The organism is Bacteroidia bacterium (assembly GCA_041391665.1).
Classification (GTDB): domain Bacteria; phylum Bacteroidota; class Bacteroidia; order J057; family J057; genus JAGQVA01.
Genome location: JAWKNO010000001.1, coordinates 2,029,375 through 2,048,003 on the forward strand (window position 1 = coordinate 2,029,375; position 18,629 = coordinate 2,048,003).

Here is an 18,629-nt window from a genome sequence, read left to right on the forward strand (position 1 = left end):
TTAAAATTATCAAGGATAATTTCTACTTTTAATCTGTGGCAGCCTACAGGAAGAAGATAATAACAACAGGTTTTATGGACAATCATTCTTACTTACCCCCCCTTTTTGTGTTGGGGCTGTTGCTGGCAAACTGCACACCCCAACCTTCCGCCACTACAGATACACCGGAAACCAACGAACCCTTCCCCGCCGAACTGGTAAACTTCACGCCGTATGCCGGCAATCCGGTATTTTCCGGAACAGGCACAGATACCTGGGACGAAAATATCCGCGAACGTGGCTGGATCATGCGCGAAGACGACGGCTGGCATATGTGGTACACCGGTTACCGCAATGGCCCCGATGAAAAAATGGCGCTCGGTTATGCGACATCTTCCGACGGGCTCAACTGGACGCGGTTTTCCGATTCGCCCATTTTTGATACCAACTGGACCGAAGATATGATGATTGTCAAATGGGAGGATACTTACTATATGTTTGCCGAAGGCCAGAATGACATCGCTCACCTCCTCACTTCCGCAGATAAAATCCACTGGGAAGACCACGGTTCGCTGGATGTACGTCAGACCAACGGCGAACCCATCAGCCCCGGCCCTTATGGCACGCCTACGGCTTTACGGGTGGACAGCCTCTGGTATCTCCTCTACGAGCGCGGCGATCTCGGCATCTGGCTGGCAACCTCCCCGGACCTCGTCGAATGGACCAATGTCCAGGACGAGCCCGTCATCGAAATGGGGCCCGAACCCTACGACAAATACGGCCTTGCCGTCAACCAGGTGATTGCGTACAAAGGGCGCTATTACGCTTATTTTCACGGCACTTCCAAAGAAGACTGGAGCCTTTGGTCCACCAATGTGGCTATGTCCGAAGACCTGATCCACTGGCAGAAATACCCCGGCAACCCGATTGCTGAGGACAATAAGTCCAGCGGCATTCTGGTTCACGACGGTACGCAGTACCTGCTTTACACCATGCACGAAAAAGTGCAGGTTCACTATCCGGTGGATTCGGCTTACCAGTCGGCCACAGAGCCGTCGGACTCGAGATAGGTCTCCTGGTTTTTCCACTCATGGCCGAGCTTGTCGGCCATGGCTTCCTCGTCGAGTTCGATTCCCAGTCCGGGGCCTGTGGGTAGCGGAATGTGGCCATTTTCCACCTGGAAAGGTTTTTTGATATACCCTTCGCCCAGCGTAACCTGCTCCTGGCATAAGAAGTTGGGAATACTCGCCGCCAGTTGGAGTCCGGCAGCCAATGATATCGGTCCCAGCGGATTGTGTGGCGCAACCGCGGCGTAATAGGCCTCCGCCATTCCGGCTATCAGGCGTCCTTCAAAAATACCGCCTGCATGGCAAAGATCGGGCTGAAGGATACTCGCCGCGCCTTTTTCGAGGATTTCGCGAAATCCCCATTTGGTGAAAATGCGCTCTCCTGTGGCGATGGGGATATGAGTCTCTTTTGCCAGCGCAGCCATGACATCGACGTTCTGGCAGTTGACGGGTTCTTCAATAAAAAACGGCTGGTAAGGCTCCAGCGCATGGATGAGGAGGGCCGCATTTTGCTGGCTGATGGCACCGTGAAAATCGATGCCGATATCGCCGTCTTTGCCCGCCGCTTCGCGCAATTCTGCAAAAGCCTGGGTTGCTTCTTCGACAAACTTCTGCGAGGCGATAATCCCCGACTGTGTAGCATTTTTGACACCGGTTTTGAAGGCGGTAAATCCTTTGGCTTTGGCTTCTTTGATGGTTTCAGGTGTGCGGGCATGGGCATATACGCGAATACGCTGTCGCGTGGGGCCACCCAGAAGTTCGTAGATGGGTACACCGAGCGCTTTGCCTTTGATATCCCAGAGCGCCTGTTCGACCCCGCTCAGTGCACTGGTGAGAATCGGCCCGCCGCGGTAGAAAGCATGGCGGTAAATGGCCTGCCAGTGGTGCATGACCATGCGGGGATCTTTGCCTACAAGATAGGGCGCAATTTCCTGAACAGCCGCAGCGCAGGTATCCGCACGGCCTTCGGTAATGGGCTCGCCAAGCCCGGTGATACCCTGGTCGGTATGGATTTTCAGGAAGAGGAAGCGGGGTTTTACCTTAAAGGTTTCGAGTTTGGTGATTTTGATTTCCACCTTTTTCTGGTCGTGCCAGGCCCAGGTTTCGGATGGGTCGGTATCCGCGGCGCGAAGGCCGTAAAGTCCGGCGGTGGTAGCAGCCGCAGAGGCAAAGGCTTTTTTGAAAAAGTTGCGGCGTGAGCGTGCAGAGTTTTCGTTGACAGTCATGTTCAGGGATGTTGAGTTAGTAGTAGAAAAATGTCTGGAAAGAATTTTGTAAAAAATACAGTTATTTCCGGTAAATCAATAACCCCGCCACCAGAACAATTGCTCCTACCGGTACAACTATCCATTTTCCCGACTCTGCTACCATTCCCAATATACCGATCATAAGCCCGGTAAGGATCAGGGTAATACCCATCACCCGCAGGGCAAATTGGTTTTGTTCGCCTGATGTTTCTTCTGATTGGCTTTCTTCTTCCAACCTGGGCTGAACAAATGGAACGCCAGTCTGGTTTTTTATTCTCTGATAGATTTCAAATCCTGCGAGTAACACAAGGGGGGTGATCGTCCCCACAAGCATTTCTTCTGCGCGGTTGAGCGAAAATCCCCAAAAGGCAGGGGAGAGGAATTTGAAAAATAAACCGACGGCAATACTGATAAGTGTGGTAGCAGCAATGGAAAACATCGTTTGCCTTTGCGAAAATAAAGCCCAGATGGCCGGGCCGTAAAGTGGAACTCCGGTGATTGCCCCGAAACTGATGACAACTTCGACAATTCCGCCTGCGGCAGGAACGAGTAAGGCAATGCCAATGGTAATCAGCCCAAATACAACCGTAGAGATTCTCGCCATTTGCATCAATTGACGGTTGGTGATGCCTTTTCGGAGGTTTTTGTAAATATCGTTGGTGAAAACCGCTGCGGCCATATTGAGTGTCGTATTCACAGAACTTGCAGTAGCGAAAATCATCCCGCCCAGCATCATGCCGAGCATCCCGACAGGTAGTACTTCTTTACACATGAGGAGATATGCGCCTTCATTTTCAAGACCTGACAGATCGGGATGGAGGGTGCGGTAGATCATCGGCGGAATCATCCACAAGATGGGGCTGAAAATGTATAAACCGGCAAATAGAAGCCCCGCTTTTTTTGCAGCGCGTGGGTCTTTTACGCTGGTAAACCGCTGCACGTAAGCCCAGTTGCCTCCGATATACACAGCATTGTAAAGGGTGAATGCGAAAAGAAAGCCGATAGAATATTCTTCATTAAAAAGATCAAAAAAACCTTCGGGCGTCCGGTTCACCCAGTTTTCTATTCCCCCTGCCTGCCCAAAAGCAAGCGGAACGACAATAATGATGGCTGCAAACAGTATGACAAACTGCAAAACGTCTGTTATGATGACTGCCCATAATCCTCCTGCCGCTGTATAAAGCAGAATAATGATTCCCAATACAATCACGGAAATCTCTATGGAAAAGCCGGTTGAGACATTAAACAGCTTGGCTACCGGGTATAAAAACGCTCCGGTAGTCACAAAACTCAGAACCAAAAATATGTAGCTGTAAAAGTTTTTTAGCGAAGGCCCATAACGATCTCCAATATATTGCCCTACCGTAAGCACTCCTGTTTTTCGCCATCGGGGCGCGATAAAAAAAGCAATCACAAATCCGCCCAGACTCATCATCCACTGAATGGTTACGGCTACCCATCCATATTTATAGGCAATCGAACCCCAGACTACAAAAGTTCCCGCAGAAAAAAAGCTCATAAACAAACTCAGTCCGCTCAGCCACCAGGGCACATTGCCGCCCGCTGCAAAGAAGGACTTCATATTGTTTCCTGAGCGGGAAAATGATAACCCTGCAATCAGAATCATCAGCGAAAACACGAGGATGACGAGGTAGTCCGTAGTTGACATATCAAAAATTTATTCCGGCCCGTAACAACGCAGCCCAAATACCGCTACCGGTACATCTGGGCCAGGTCTTTTAAACCGGATGTTTAGCGTGCGGGTTTTGACCGGCTGGTCAAACCGGATGCGATTCAGTGTTTGATGGTTTGACTCGCAGGTGTACAACAACTGATGATTTTCATCAAAAATGCGGTATTCCTGAACGGTAAAGGGCATAATTCGCTCCGGGTGTCCCCATATTGCCGATTCCATCGGATGGTCAAAGTCTGTGTCAAAAGCGAAATCTACCTGTTGTATGGTCTGGGTTTCTGGCCAGGAGAGGGTAAGTTCCGGTTCCGGATCATCAGGGGAGGCGACCCAGGCGTTGGGCCCAAGGAATGGACGGTTTACACCATTGGTGATATTTTCTGCACCAAAACCAGACAGGCCGGGGGTAATTTTCATGGCAAAATTGGCGCCATCGGGTCTGCGGCCCGGAACCCAGAATTCGAATGATTCGAAGCCAATGGCAGGATCTGGTTCCTGCTTTCCAAAGTTTGACACTGCCCGGTTGTGTTTGTTGAATACGCTGAGAATACCCGTGATCCGCGCCTGGCTCGTGCGAATGGATACATCTTTATTTTCGTGGAAACAGACAAAGCCGTAATCATTTCGGGGAAATTCGGCTTCAAAGTCTATGATAAGTTCGTGCCTGCCGGGGGAAAGATCAAAATCACGGGTTGCCAGCACAATATCGGGGGTGAAATTGCCCGCTTTGCTGCTGATTCGCAGCGATACGGTAAGTGTTGTTGAGCTTTCTGATTGCACTTCTGTTTCAAAACGGGGGGCTGCTCCTTGTGTCAACGGGAGCATTTGTGCGGAGCCGTAAATCAGCGTATGCCACTCTCCGTTGAAGGGAATTTCATGGAGAGTAAGTGTACTTCCTGGATTTTCGTGCAGGCTGTGTTTTGTCCGGAGCTGAGCTTTGGATGCCAGATCCTTTTCGTCTTTGAGGGAGAGGAACGGAATATGTTGCCCGGATTTTAGCAGTGCCTGTTGCAGTTGTTGCATTCTCTGGGTCTCAAGCAGGTCTGCGGGAAGCCAATTGTTTTGGGTAGCAAGCGCCGCCGCCATTCCCACAGCCTGTGCATTGTGTGCGCAGGTGGCCATCACACGCGACGAACCCATCGCCACATGGCTGGCGCTGATAATTCTGCCGGCAAGGAAAAGATTGTCAATATTTCGGCTGTACATGGTGCGGTAGGGGATCGAATAAACCCCTTTGCTGTGGTACTGATTGCAGCCGGGTTTTTCGGAGAATACGCCGTCGGCGGGGTGAAGGTCAACCGCCCATCCGCCAAATGACACGGCATCTTCAAAGGGTTGCTGTTGCACAAAGTCGGATTGTTTCAGGATATAGGGTCCTTCAAACCGGCGGCTTTCGCGTTTTCCAGGGATATGCCCTACCCATTCGAGGGTCATGGTTTCGGCCTCGGGGAAAGTGCCGGAGTTTTTCATATAGTCCCATACGCCATAAACCACTTTCCACAATTCCCATTTGATCAGCTCTGTGTCGTGTACGGTGTCCAGCCTGCCGCCATATTCAATCCACCAAAAATGCGCGCCCTGGTCTTTGATGCTGAATTTACGGTAGCGGGGAATTTTCGTGATGTCTTTCAGTGCATAGTCAGGTGCAACGTATTTGACGGGTTTACCCACGTCTTTGGTCATAAAGTAAATAGAATGGCCAAGGAGATTGCCATATTCTTCCGAAGGGGCAAACGGCTCGTCAAACTCGTCGGCAGACTCCGCGCCCATCCGGAAGGCAGCCCCTGACAAAAATCCCAGAATGCCGTCACCCGATGCGTCACAAAACAGTGGTGCCGTCAATTCGTAACGGGTAGAGTTCTGACTGCAAAACCCGATCGCTTTGCTGATCAGGTTATCAGAAGATTTTTCGGCTTCATATACAGCCGTGTTGAGCAAAAGCCTGATATTAGGCTCTGCGAGTACTTTTTCCAGCAGTATGGTGTCGTAGATAATTCCGTTTCCTTCCGGATTGCGGTAGGTGTTTTCTACCAGAATTTCATCCACCACTCCGCCTTCTCTGGCCCAGCGGTTGTTGTTGCCCATATGAGAGGTTGCGCCCAATACCCAAAGGCGCACTTCACTGGAAGAATTGCCCCCCAGTACCGGGCGGTCCTGTGCAAGTACCACCCTGATACCTGCCCGGGCTGCCGTAATCGCACAACAAGTTCCTGCCAGACCACCGCCAACGATGACAAGATCGGACTGGATAATTTCTGTTTTGGGGGCGCGCAAGTGCGCTGCGGATGCTTTTAACATCGTGGATTTTTTTTAAAGATAATTACCGGAAAAACTTTGTGTGGGCAATTTAGCTACTTAATGGTGGATGGATGAGAAGAATATTTGCACTTGATGCCGAAATTATTTCAGGATCATTCCAAATCTAAGATAATATTGCTATTATAGCAACATTATTTATTGAGCTATGCAAAAACTACAGACACTACTCGTTTCAATTATCGTGCTTCTGCTCGTTTCGGGATGTAAAATCTCCTCCGAAGACCATCATTCTCCGGGCATAAGCTATCTGAACATCAGTGGTATCTATCCTCATCTGGCTGCTTTTAATCAGCCGGAGGATACCGCCCTGCGCAAAAATCACGTCGAAGGCGGTATTGGGGTAGTCGTACCCTGGGCGGGCAAACTTTGGTATCTCACGTATCCGCCGCATCAGCGTACCGGCTCCAACGACAAATTGTATATGGTCGATGAAGAGATGAACCTCACCATCCGGCCTGAAAGCAATGGCGGTACGCATGCCAATCGTCTCATTCACCGGGAAAGTAACCAACTGTTGATGGGTTATTATGCCATTGATTATGAGGGAAATGTGCGTACCATTGATCCTCACCAGCTCGAAGGGCGAATGACCGCAACCACCCGTCACCTGACCGATCCTGCAAACAAAGTCTATTACTACGATATGGAGGGAATGGTCTATGAAATGGACGTCCATACGCTCGCTGTCAATCGACTGTTTGAAAAACCTGTACCCGGCTGGCACGGAAAAGGTGCATACGTAGGGCAGGGGCGTCTGATCGTGGCAAACAATGGCGAACATCAGGGGCACTCGATGGCTTATTCAAAATTGCTGGTGGGGGGAGAAGCCCAAACACAGGAAGAAGCCGGTGTACTGGCAGAGTGGGATGGAAAAGAATGGCGGATCATCGAGCGGAAGCAGTTTACGGATGTAACAGGCCCGGGAGGAATATACGGCAATAATGCTGATACCGACCCAGTCTGGAGTATGGGCTGGGACAAAAGATCGGTGATTCTCAAATTGCTGGACAATGGCGAATGGTACACCTACCGTCTGCCCAAGGCCAGCCATACGTTTGACCCGCGCCACGGCTGGTTTACGGAGTGGCCACGTATCCGCGAAATTGCCCCCGACCAGTTGATGATGGTTATGCACGGTACCATGTTTCATTTTCCGAAGACCTTTTCCCGGGCAAACAGTAGCGGTATCTTTCCCATCACCACACATTTGCGGTATATTCCCGATTTCTGTCACTGGAACGGAAAGGTGATCCTCTCTGCAGATGACGCTTCAAGCATGCAAAATCCCATTGTGGGACAGGCGCAGTCGAATCTTTGGTGGGGAACTGTCGATGAATTGAATACATTTGGACCTAAATCTGGCTGGGGGGGAATATGGGTAAAGGATCAGGTAAAAGCCGGGGTGCCTTCAGACCCTTATCTGGCAGGTGGTTATACGCAACGAGCGCTTCACCTTACGCACAATGCTTCAAAAGCAGTCAGTTTTCTCCTAGAAACAGACGAAAAAGGCGATGGAAACTGGAAGTTATATCGCACCATCGAAGTCCCTGCAATGGGGTATGTTTTCGAATCGCTACCCGAAGAACTTTCTGCTGCCTGGCTGCGCATTACTGCGGAGGCGGATTGTGAGGCAACAGCCTACTTTCACTACTTTACCCCCCGGATTTTCACCAATGAGGAGAAACAAATATTCGCTGGTTTGGCAGATGTCGGAGAACCTGGACCATCAATTTTGATTCGCCCGGCAGGGCATAACCGCAGTTTGCAGGTGCTGACGGGCGGCGAAGCTGGAAAATATATTGAATTGGCTTTGAATGAAAGCGGAACGGATCTCGTATTTGAGGAGCCGGCAGAAAACCGTTCTGCTGAAGTATTACGACTGGCTGCAAAAACGAAAACCGCTTTCGCAACAGATGCCGCATCTGTGATTGTCACCGATGATAGCGGAAATAAATACCGCCTTCCCAAAGGGCCGGAAGTGTTTGACCTTCTTGGGGCGACGGGCTATTTGCGGGCTATCCGCGAAGTGCAGTCAGAGCGTTACCTGGCCAATATTCACGGTATGTTTTATGAAGTACCGCGTGCCGAAGGTGCGGGCAATCATACGCCCGATTACCAAAAGATAAAACCCGTAAGCCGGCACGACAAAATGATTCCGGACTACTGCTCGTGGCGGGGGTTGCTGGTGCTTGCGGGGGTAAAATCCGATGCCCCGAAAGACGGGCATACATTTACCGGTGCCGGAACGGGATTGTGGTTTGGGGCAGTGGACGACCTGTGGAAATTGGGAAAACCTACAGGCGTGGGAGGGCCGTGGAAAGACACTGAGGTAGTAAAAGGCAAAGCTTCAGATCCGTATCTGATGACGGGATTTGACAGGAAGCGCGTATCACTTTCGCACAATTTGGATCAGACCGTTCATATGACACTGGAAGTAGCGATTACCCCTGAAACATGGCAGGTGTATAAAGTACTGGATGTGCCGGCTGGTTCTGCGCTGAATTATACCTTTCCGGAAGGATTCCACGCATACTGGGTAAGGGTGAGGTCAGACCATAACTGTAGGGCTTCGGCGATATTTACTTACGAATAATCGGATGGTTATATGCGAAAACTACTACTGGCCCTGTCACTATTTACCGGCATAATATGGTTGCCCTGGCTGACATCCTGTAACCGGGAGCCTTCCCGGGCAAAACCTACCCGTCCGGATATTATCCTGATTATGGCTGATGATATGGGGTTTTCTGATTTGGGCTGTTTTGGAGGTGAAATTCATACGCCGAATATTGATAACCTGGCCCGAAACGGCCTTTCGTTCACACAATTTTATAACACAGGCCGTTGCTGTCCTTCCCGTGCCAGCCTGATGACAGGCATGTATCCTCACACGGTGGATATGGGGTGGATGAATAGCGCGAATCTGGGGCGTGCCGGTTACCTCGGGCGGCTGAGCGATGCCGCGGTAACCCTTCCCGAAGCCCTGAAAACGGGAGGATACCGCACCTATATGGTCGGCAAATGGCACCTTACTCCTACCGATTCTATCAAGGCACAGCGCGGTACAAGCTGGCCTACTGATCGCGGATTTGACGAATTCTATGGTACGATGGAAGGGGCTAAAGATTACTTTAAGCCCACCTGGCTGTTTCGCAATAAAGCGCCTGTGACCGTAGATGATCCGCATTATTTTTATACAGATGCAATCACCGATACAGCAGTGGCCTTTATCGGGAGAAACCCCTCAGAATCGCCGATGTTTCTTTACCTCGCTTTTTATGCGCCACATTTTCCGCTGCATGCCCCTGATTCCACTGTTGCCAGATACCGCAATAGTTATCGCTCGGGTTGGAAAAATATCAGGGCCAATCGATTTGAGCGGCAGCACCAGTTGGGGCTCATTCCTGTGGGAGTCAGACTCTCCGACCCGGAGGCAGACATTCCCGGCTGGACTGATCTTGGCATGGAAAAACGCGATGAAATGGACTTAAGAATGGCGATTTACGCCGCACAGGTGGAGGAGATGGACCGAGGGGTAGGCAAGGTCATTGCAGCTTTGAAAGCCAGGGGACGACTGGATAATGCGATCATTGTTTTTCTTTCAGACAATGGTGCTTTGGCTACGCAGCCTTTGGGGCGGGGCAACCGCGAACAACTCAACGCCTCCGGACCATATACAGACTATGGTGCCGCCTGGAGTCATGTGTCCAATACGCCTTATCGCCTGTATAAGGGTTTTAATCATGAAGGCGGGATCATTGCGCCGCTCATTATACAATGGTTGAAACCGGTAGCCGCACGTGGCGAATTTTGCCGGCAACCCATTCACATCATGGATTTGATGCCCACCCTTGCCAGCCTCGCAGGGGTAGAAGTGCCTCCGGTACGACAGGGCCTGGCCGCACTAAAGCCCGAAGGCCGCAGTTTTCGCAATCTGCTGCTCGATCCGGAGATGGAAATGGAATCCCGCCCCTTATTCTGGGAACACGAAGGAAAACGTGCCGTGCGGCAGGGCGGCTGGAAACTGGTTTCGCCTGGTCTGAAGAAAGCGTGGGAACTCTACTCCCTGACCGACGACCCTACCGAAACCCGCGACCTTGCCAGCCAGAATCCGGATCGCGTACGTGAACTGACCCAATTGTGGGATACATGGGCCAGGGAACATCATGTGTTGCCTTTGGATGGACAAGGATGGGATGACTGATAGCCTGAATGACGCTTCACAAAATCACGTTATGAGCTTACTGGATTTCTGGATATTTGGACTCTATGTGGCAGGTACACTTGCGATCAGTGTGGTATTGTCGCGAACGATAAAAAATGCTGATGATTATTTTGCGGCAGGACGTCAATCCAACTGGTGGCTTTCCGGCCTTTCGGGATTTATGACCATGTTTTCTGCGGGTACTTTTGTGGTCTGGGGAGGAATTGCTTTTAAGTGGGGAATGGTAGCCGTAAGTATTGCCATGTGTCTGGGAATCAGTGCACTGCTGGTGGGCTACCAACTGGCCGGCTTATGGCGACGAAGTGGTGTGTCAACGGCCGCCGAATTTATCCACCTGCGGTTTGGTCTGAAGGCTTTGAAGTTTTACACCTGGTTTAATATCGTTTACCGCCTGCTGGGAATGGCCGTCGCATTGTACTCACTGGCAATTATGCTGGCTGCGCTTTTGCCTCAGGGCCTGCGTGGAATCAGCATCAGCGAGATAATTATTTTTTGCGGGGTCGTCGTCGTCGTTTACACGTTGATCGGAGGGTTGTGGGCCGTTTTGCTTACGGATGTTCTCCAGTTTATCGTCCTGCTGGTGGCTGTGAGCATCGTTATTCCTCTTGCACTTGGCAAAATGGGAGGTGTTGAGGTTTTTATTTCTGAAACCCCGGAGGGTTTTTTTCGTCCGGTTTCCGGCGAGTTTAGCTGGCTTTTTTTGGTAGGATGGGTAGTAATTCATTATTTCAAAATTGGCGGTGAGTGGGCGTTTGTTCAGCGGTATATCTGTGTGCCTAAAGCTTCGGATGCAAGAAAAGCCGCATGGCTTTTTGGGCTGATGTATCTCATCAGCCCGATCATCTGGATGTTGCCACCTATGATGTATCGGGTAATTGATCCTTCCGCCAATCCGGAGCAGGCCTATATTCTCACCTGTCAGTACGCATTGCCCGAAGGATTAATGGGACTGCTCATCGCGTCTATGTTTGCCGCAACCGGTAGTATGATCGATTCAGAATTGAATGTATTTTCAGGCGTTCTTACCCGCGATTTTTACAAACGTATATTTCCTGACAGCACAGAAAAACGCCAGATTCTGGTCGGCCAGCTGTTAACACTTGCCCTTGGGGTGTTGGTAATTATCCTTGCCATACTCGTTCCGCTCATGGGAGGGGCGCAGGAGATTATTCTATCTATCACCGCACTGCTTGCAGGTCCTATGGTGTTGCCGGTGATCTGGGGTTTGTATTCTGAAAAGATAAATGAGCAAAGTGTATTTATCACAATTTTTGTCAGTGGATTTGCCGCGTTGGTACTTAAATTTGGCTGGTTGAATCAGTCGGGCTGGTTTGTGTCGGATTCCCCCGCTGGCTGGGAGCTTTGGCTACAGCAGCACGCCAGAACACTGGAAACGGTTTTGGGAACCCTTGTTCCATTTTTTGTTCTTTTTTTGATTGAAAATACCCAAAGACACACCGCCGGATGGAACCGTACTCTCTACAATACGGATGAGAATTCTGAAAATATAGTCCCGCCAGCAGCATCACTGTTTCCGGGTAAGGTTGTGGCTATCGTGTTGGCTGCGCTGGCTACCTTGTTTTGTTTTCTGGCATTTAGCGGTGACTCCCACCAGGTACTGTTGACAGCCTATAGTGTTGTTTTGGGTGGAATGGCTGGTTTAATATTTTACTTTATCAGGATGGCAGAGCGAAAAGCAGCTTTCGGCGTTGTTTCTGAAAAAACGTTGGTTGAGAAAAATAAGGATCATGAAGCAAGTAAGTGAGCAATATGACATTGTGGTTTGCGGGGGCGGACTGGCTGGCTTTTGCGCAGCGGTTGCGGCTGCCCGCCAGGGAAGGAAAACGTGTATTATCCAAAACCGTCCGGTTTTTGGTGGAAACTCCTCTTCGGAGATTGGCGTTACCCCGCACGGTGCGGCGGCTTTTCACGCGTATGCGCGGGAAACAGGGATTCTCTCCGAATTACTGATTGAAGAGCGTGCCGCCAACCATGCCGAAATTTACGAAAATGGCTGGACCAACAGCGTCTGGGATATGGTTTTGTACGATATGGCTGTTCGCACAGAAAACCTGAATTTCTATTTGAATACAGATTTCAAAGCGGTAAGGATGAAAGACAATCGGCATATTCAGGCCATTGTCGCGCATGTGCAAAATGCCGAACTGGAGCTCACCCTTGAAGCAGAATTATTTATCGACTGTACCGGCGATGGCCTGGTCGCTCATGAGGCCGGCTGCGAATGGCGCATGGGTTCTGAGTCCAGAAGTGAATTTAATGAGCCGCATGCCCCAGAGGTCGCCAGTGGCGATGTAATGGGGAGTTCTATTCATTTTAAAGCCCAGGATATGGGGCGTCCGGTGCCCTTCTCCGCACCTGAATGGGCCATTCGTTATGATGACGCAAGCTATTTTTACGATCAGGGGCGTTTGCCTAAAGAGGAAAGAGGGGGATTCTGGTGGCTCGAAATCGGCGTTCCCTATCACACCATTCACGACAATGAAACCATTCGCCACGAACTTACCCGTCATGCCTTAGGGGTATGGCACTGGATGAAAAACCAGGATCCGGTAATGAAAGAAAGAACCCGCAACTATGCACTTGATTGGATTGGACAGGTGCCGGGAAAAAGAGAAAGCCGGCGGATCATGGGCGAGTATTTTATCACAGAGCATGATATCCAGAACAAAACTGTATTCGAAGATGAAATCGCCTTTGGCGGATGGTTTATTGATTTGCATACCCCCGGAGGCCTGCTTGCTGCTATGAGCGAACCCACCAATGCAGACAATTACAATACCTTCAATGAGTACTCGGTAAAATCGTACTGCGGGCCTTATGGCGTACCTCTCCGTTCGTTGATTGCCCGTGATGTGGACAATCTCATGATGGCCGGCAGGAATATCAGTACAACTCATGCGGCTTTGGGTACGCTTAGAGTTATGGCAACAACCGCACTGATGGGGCAGGCTGCCGGTACAGCAGCGGCTATTGCTCAAAATAATCAGCTTGCCATCAAGGAGACACCGGAGAAAGTAGTACATCTTATCAAACAAAAACTCCTGCGTGATGGCTGTTTTCTGATCAACAACCGAAATGAAGACCCGGCTGACCTTGCCCGCTTTGCTTCTGTTACAGCCAGTAGTGAGTCTGGTCTTACTGGAGCCGGACCAGATACCGAGGGTTTTCATGAAGGACTGAGTATCTGGCGCGACCAGCCCCAATATGATCAGGAGCGGCTGGATGTAAAAAAAGGCCAGATGATCGCGCTGGGAAACGAGGGAATAACAACGCTTTCTGTTTTCTTGAAAAACCTCACAGCAGATGACCAAAACGTCTCCGCTGCGCTTTTTTCTGTTTCAGATATATGGGATTACCGTACGAACCCGGGTACGCCCCTGAAAACTGCCAGCCTTCGGGTACCTGCCAACTACGAGGGCTGGGTTGAGTGGCCGGTGAATTTTGAGCCGGGAGGGGAGCTAAAGCCCTATTCTTATGTAAGAATTGACCTTGAGGCAAATGCTTCGATTGCCTGGAAAGTAGCGGGATGTGTTTTGCCCGGGCAATTGGCCGTATATCAAATCGGTAAGGATAAAATGCGGCGGTTTTCCAATGGCGCTACCCTAAGCTTTCGAATAGAACCGGCACAATACTGTTTTCCTCCTGAAAATGTAATCAATGGGGTTACACGCCCTCACCGGTATACCAACCTGTGGCGCTCAGATGAAGCGGAAGTGAATGCATCGTGGATACAACTCTCCTGGGATCAGGTACATTCAATCGGACAGGTTGAGATCACCTTTCCCGGGCATTTACTTCGGGAGTATCATGCTTATGCCCCTTTTTATCGCGACCAGCAATGTGCCAAAGACTATCGCATAGAGATATCCACAGATGGCAGATGGGAAGAAGTAATGGCAATCAGAGACAATTACCAGCGGCACAGAATTCACCGGCTAAAAATGCCCGTTGAGACGAATGCGATTCGTATCGTGATTGATTCAACACATGGTGACCCTTGTGCAGGCATATATGAAGTAAGGTGTTACAGAGATATATAGAGATATATAGAGATATATTCATCAGAGCTTTGAAAAATATTTACCAAATGTTGCTATTATAGCAATCATTAATTATCTTTCGTTAAATTAGTTAATATGGGACTACCCTCGCAACCACTGAGTGGACTAATTGATGGCCTGGCTGTTTTGCAGCATCTCGCTTCCTCACATGGCGAGAAGGCGAGTATTGATATCTCCCGGGAATTGGGAATGGAAAAGACGCGGATAAACCGTATTCTGAAAACGCTGGCATTTTTGGGACTGGTTTATCAGACGCCGAGGCGAAAGTATATTTTGGGCCCGGGCATCCATGTTCTTTCTGCACAGATGATGTATGGGTCAGGTTTGATCAATCATTCACTGAAACATCTGATAAAGTTGACAGAGCTCGATCTGGTAGTTGCTTTGGGGGTATTGTGGCGGGATAAAGTATCTTATCTCTACCATTGGGAACCGGGACTTCCACCTACCGACGGGTTAGGGCGAATCGATCTGTTTCCTGCAACTCAGTCGAGTATCGGTTTGGCCTTATTGTCTCAGAAAACCGAAGAAGAGGTGAATCAGATAATTCCGGAGAAAGATATCCCCGGGTATTCGTCACGGGAAAAGCTATTTGAGGATTTGGCTCTGTTTCGCCAGCAAAACTACGTAACAGCCATTTATGATGGCCGGAAAAGTATTGCAGTCAGGCTGGGTAGCCCTTCCTATGCTGCGATTGCTCTGGCCTGGATCGATAAAAATGCACCAGATGAGCCGTATGTTATGTATTTACGGGAAACGGCTCAGCAAATTGAAAAATTCCAAACGCAATTAACTACTCATTCTTAACCCTAAAAGCAAACTACTATTTCTATCAGAGATAATTTCATAACCACAAACTGACGCTTACATAAAGTTTACGCTTTTACTTATAGTCTCCCTGATATACCTCAGCCGGAGATAGGGATTCTATTTCATCTGGTTTTACCACTTTTTTGCATAAATGCTTGATTGTCAATTTTTTAAACTACTAACTAAAACTTACAATTTATGAATCAATTAGTACGACATGTATTTGTGTTGTTAGTCGCTATGACGCCTTTGTGGATGTGGGCACAGCAGACCGTAAAGGGGGTTGTGAATGCCAGTGAAACAGGGGAGCCATTAGTGGGCGCAACCGTACTGGTCCAGGGTACACAAAATGGTGTACTTACGGACAACGCAGGCGCATTTTCTATCGCCGTACCAGATGCTAATTCTACACTGATTGTCAGCTATCTGGGATATGCAAGGCAGGAAATTGTACTCAATGGCCAGTCCAATATTACCATTTCCATGGTATCAGACCAGTCTACCCTTGACGAGGTCGTTGTGGTTGGTTATGCAACCCAAAAGAAGGTAAATCTGACTGGCGCAGTATCCGTCGTAAATGGCGGCGAAATTTCGAAGCGGCCGGTGCTTCAAACCTCCAATGCACTCCAGGGCATGTCTCCCGGTGTTACGGTGCGTACCTTTGGCGGCGGCCCGGGCGATGATGGTGGTGAAGTAAGGATTCGTGGTTTGGGTACGCTCAACAACAATGATCCGCTGGTATTGATCGATGGGGTAGTGGGTAGTTTTACAGATGTTGATCCTTCCAATATCGAATCGATTTCTATTTTGAAAGACGCCGCCTCCGCAGCTATTTATGGCTCCCGCGCCTCGGGCGGGGTAGTGCTGATCACCACCAAACGCGGTTCTGACGGTTTTAGCGTAACCTACAATGGCTACGCCGGCATTCAGGTGCCAGTAGATCAGCCTGAATATCTGGGGCCGGTAGAATTTTTGCGTCTGTTCAACAAAGCAAGTATCAATTCCACAGGTGCACCCGCATACGAAGACGCCTTTATCAATAGCTACCTCGCCAATAATGCTGCTGACCCTGATCATTTTCCCATTACTGACTGGCAGAAGCTCGCCATGCGGGAAAACCCTCTTCAGCAGCAACATAGTGTAAGCTTTAATGCTGGTTCTGACCGCTCCAAAATCCTGGGAACACTGCTGTATATGAATCAGCAAGGATTGCTGGAAAATTCAGAGTTTCAGCGCTATGGATTTCGCCTGAATTCAGATGTGAAAGCTACTGATCAAATCAGCTTTTTTGCAGATCTCAACCTGAAGTTTTCCGATGATTATGAACCCAACGGCGGAGAAGGGTCGCTGTTTCAATCAATTGCCCGTATCTATCCTACCGCTCCCTCGATCTACTCTGATGGAAGCTGGGGACAGGGGTGGAATGGCGATAATCCTGTTGCCCGTGCCAGAGACGGCGGGGTGAATAATACCAAAACCAACCTGGCCATTATCAACCTTGGGGTGAATATTGAACCTGTCAAAGGGTTGGTATTTACCGGTTCGTTTGCTCCGCGTATGCAGACTGACTTTCAGAAAAACTTCCGTCAAAGAATCGCTTTTCTGGATGTGGATTCCAAAGATCTGATCACCGCTGCTCCGGCAACTTCTTATATGTACGAAGCCTATAACCGCGCTTTAGACATTTACCTCAAAGGACTCGTTTCTTATGAAAATCATATTGGCGGGCTCAATTATCAGGCCATGCTGGGGTATGACCAAACCTTGCTCCGCACCGATAATTTCTTTGCTTCCAGAGACGGGTTTGATTTTCCCGATTTTCAGGAACTCAATGCAGGTAGTGAAGAACTTCGCGACAATGGCGGTTCTGCCGGCGAATTGGCTCTCCGCTCATACTTTGGTCGTGTCAACTTCAACCTGAAAGAACGTTACCTCCTGGAGGCCAACTTCCGCTATGACGGTACCTCCCGGTTTATAGGTGAAAACCAATGGGGCTTTTTCCCCTCACTGTCTGCCGGCTGGCGCATATCAGAAGAAAGTTTCCTGAAATCAGTAACCTGGGTAAATAACCTGAAACTCAGAGCTTCCTGGGGACAATTGGGCAACCAGAATACCAGCAGCCGTTACCCGACTGTTTCTTCGATTAACCTCAACCAGAATGTCGTCCTGGCCAATAATGCTTTCTTCGGGGCAGCTTCAATTGCTGCATTATCCAACCCAAATCTTCGTTGGGAAACCACTACTCAAACAGATATTGGCATTGACATCGGGCTGTTTAACTCAAAACTGGATATCGTATTTGACTATTATATCCGCGATACGAGAGACATTCTGATTGACCTCCCCGTACCCGAAACTTCAGGCTTTAGCTCGGTCGTCGAAAACGCTGCAAGGGTTGAGAATAAAGGCTGGGACTTTGGTATCATATACAACAATAAGATCGGAGACTTCCGCTATTCGATCGGGGGTAATATTTCAGACGTGAGAAACCGCGTGCTTGACCTTTTTAACACCGGCCCTTATATCAACGGATTACAGATCATACAGGAAGGGGAAGAGATGAATTCCATCTTTGGGTATGAAGCCGCAGGATTTTTCCAGACCGCTGAAGAAATTACCAATCACGCTACCCAGTTTGGCGCGCTTGTCCCGGGTGATATAAAGTATGTGGATCAGAATTCCGACGGTATTATCAATGCCGCAGACCGTGTCATCATCGGAAGCCGTATTCCCCGATATACTTACAGCAGTACGATTGAACTGGGTTACAAGGGGTTTGATCTTTCTATTTTCCTTCAGGGAATCGGTAAATACAATGGGTACCAAAACAGCCACGCTGCCTGGCCATTTCAAAACTCAGGAAGTGCCAAAGCGCAGGTTCGCCATACCGATACCTGGAGCCCCGACAATCCAGATGCCCGTTACCCAAACTGGTATCTCAACACCACCACCAACAATTATAACACTTCCAGCTTCTGGATGACGGATGCTTCTTACCTGAAAGTCAAAAACGTTGTATTGGGATACAACTTCCCGCAGGCCATGCTGGAAAACACTCCCATCAATCGCGCCAGAATCTATATGAGCGGACAGAATGTGTTTAGTTTCGATAAAATGGAGGGCTTTGATCCTGAGTCTCCGCTGGGAGACGCTAATTTTTACCCACAAGTTGCTGTGTATGCGGTAGGTGTAAATCTCACTTTCTAGTTA

General features: G+C 49.4%; 10 protein-coding genes. 7 read left to right on the forward strand and 3 right to left on the reverse strand.

Features of this window, described 5'->3' with window-relative positions:
- The first annotated feature begins 74 nt into the window (after positions 1-74).
- Positions 75-1,049 (forward strand): glycosylase, encoded by a 975-nt coding sequence (locus R3D00_08590; protein ID MEZ4773227.1) that lies wholly within the window; start codon positions 75-77, stop codon positions 1,047-1,049.
- Here R3D00_08590 and dgoD read toward each other — a convergent pair.
- The 3 genes from dgoD to R3D00_08605 all read right to left on the reverse strand — a co-directional run bounded on the left by dgoD (position 1,013) and on the right by R3D00_08605 (position 6,281).
- On the reverse strand, positions 1,013-2,272 hold the full coding sequence (gene dgoD / locus R3D00_08595; protein ID MEZ4773228.1) for a galactonate dehydratase: 1,260 nt from the start codon (positions 2,270-2,272) through the stop codon (positions 1,013-1,015). The genes R3D00_08590 and dgoD overlap by 37 nt on opposite strands.
- A 61-nt stretch (positions 2,273-2,333) precedes the next feature.
- Positions 2,334-3,962: a sodium:solute symporter family protein gene (locus tag R3D00_08600; protein MEZ4773229.1), complete on the reverse strand. Its 1,629-nt coding sequence runs from the start codon at positions 3,960-3,962 to the stop codon at positions 2,334-2,336.
- 9 nt (positions 3,963-3,971) lie between these two features.
- Complete coding sequence (locus tag R3D00_08605; GenBank protein MEZ4773230.1) at positions 3,972-6,281, reverse strand: FAD-dependent oxidoreductase; 2,310 nt, start codon at positions 6,279-6,281, stop codon at positions 3,972-3,974.
- 166 nt (positions 6,282-6,447) lie between these two features.
- Here R3D00_08605 and R3D00_08610 point away from each other — a divergent pair, with 166 nt between their 5' ends.
- The 6 genes from R3D00_08610 to R3D00_08635 all read left to right on the forward strand — a co-directional run bounded on the left by R3D00_08610 (position 6,448) and on the right by R3D00_08635 (position 18,626).
- Positions 6,448-8,895, forward strand: a complete 2,448-nt coding sequence (locus R3D00_08610) for a hypothetical protein (protein ID MEZ4773231.1) — start codon at positions 6,448-6,450, stop codon at positions 8,893-8,895.
- A gap of 12 nt (positions 8,896-8,907) precedes the next feature.
- On the forward strand, positions 8,908-10,506 hold the full coding sequence (locus R3D00_08615; GenBank protein ID MEZ4773232.1) for an arylsulfatase: 1,599 nt from the start codon (positions 8,908-8,910) through the stop codon (positions 10,504-10,506).
- Positions 10,507-10,537: 31 nt separating this feature from the next.
- A complete protein-coding gene (locus tag R3D00_08620; GenBank protein MEZ4773233.1) occupies positions 10,538-12,292 on the forward strand; it encodes a sodium:solute symporter family protein in 1,755 nt (584 codons plus the stop codon).
- Positions 12,276-14,588, forward strand: coding sequence for an FAD-dependent oxidoreductase (locus tag R3D00_08625; GenBank protein MEZ4773234.1), 2,313 nt, complete (start codon positions 12,276-12,278; stop codon positions 14,586-14,588). Before R3D00_08620 ends, R3D00_08625 begins: the two co-directional genes overlap by 17 nt.
- Positions 14,589-14,684: 96 nt before the next feature.
- Complete coding sequence (locus tag R3D00_08630) at positions 14,685-15,416, forward strand: helix-turn-helix domain-containing protein (protein ID MEZ4773235.1); 732 nt, start codon at positions 14,685-14,687, stop codon at positions 15,414-15,416.
- Between the two features lie 201 nt (positions 15,417-15,617).
- The gene (locus R3D00_08635; protein ID MEZ4773236.1) at positions 15,618-18,626 is read left to right on the forward strand and encodes a TonB-dependent receptor; all 3,009 of its coding nucleotides are present in this window, start codon (positions 15,618-15,620) and stop codon (positions 18,624-18,626) included.
- Positions 18,627-18,629: the final 3 nt, after the last annotated feature.

Coding starts and splice junctions, on each gene's coding strand:
- R3D00_08590 (MEZ4773227.1), top strand. CDS start 75: ATGGACAATCATTCTTACTTACCCCCCCTTTTTGTGTTGGGGCTGTTG.
- dgoD (MEZ4773228.1), bottom strand. CDS start 2,272: ATGACTGTCAACGAAAACTCTGCACGCTCACGCCGCAACTTTTTCAAA.
- R3D00_08600 (MEZ4773229.1), bottom strand. CDS start 3,962: ATGTCAACTACGGACTACCTCGTCATCCTCGTGTTTTCGCTGATGATT.
- R3D00_08605 (MEZ4773230.1), bottom strand. CDS start 6,281: ATGTTAAAAGCATCCGCAGCGCACTTGCGCGCCCCCAAAACAGAAATT.
- R3D00_08610 (MEZ4773231.1), top strand. CDS start 6,448: ATGCAAAAACTACAGACACTACTCGTTTCAATTATCGTGCTTCTGCTC.
- R3D00_08615 (MEZ4773232.1), top strand. CDS start 8,908: ATGCGAAAACTACTACTGGCCCTGTCACTATTTACCGGCATAATATGG.
- R3D00_08620 (MEZ4773233.1), top strand. CDS start 10,538: ATGAGCTTACTGGATTTCTGGATATTTGGACTCTATGTGGCAGGTACA.
- R3D00_08625 (MEZ4773234.1), top strand. CDS start 12,276: ATGAAGCAAGTAAGTGAGCAATATGACATTGTGGTTTGCGGGGGCGGA.
- R3D00_08630 (MEZ4773235.1), top strand. CDS start 14,685: ATGGGACTACCCTCGCAACCACTGAGTGGACTAATTGATGGCCTGGCT.
- R3D00_08635 (MEZ4773236.1), top strand. CDS start 15,618: ATGAATCAATTAGTACGACATGTATTTGTGTTGTTAGTCGCTATGACG.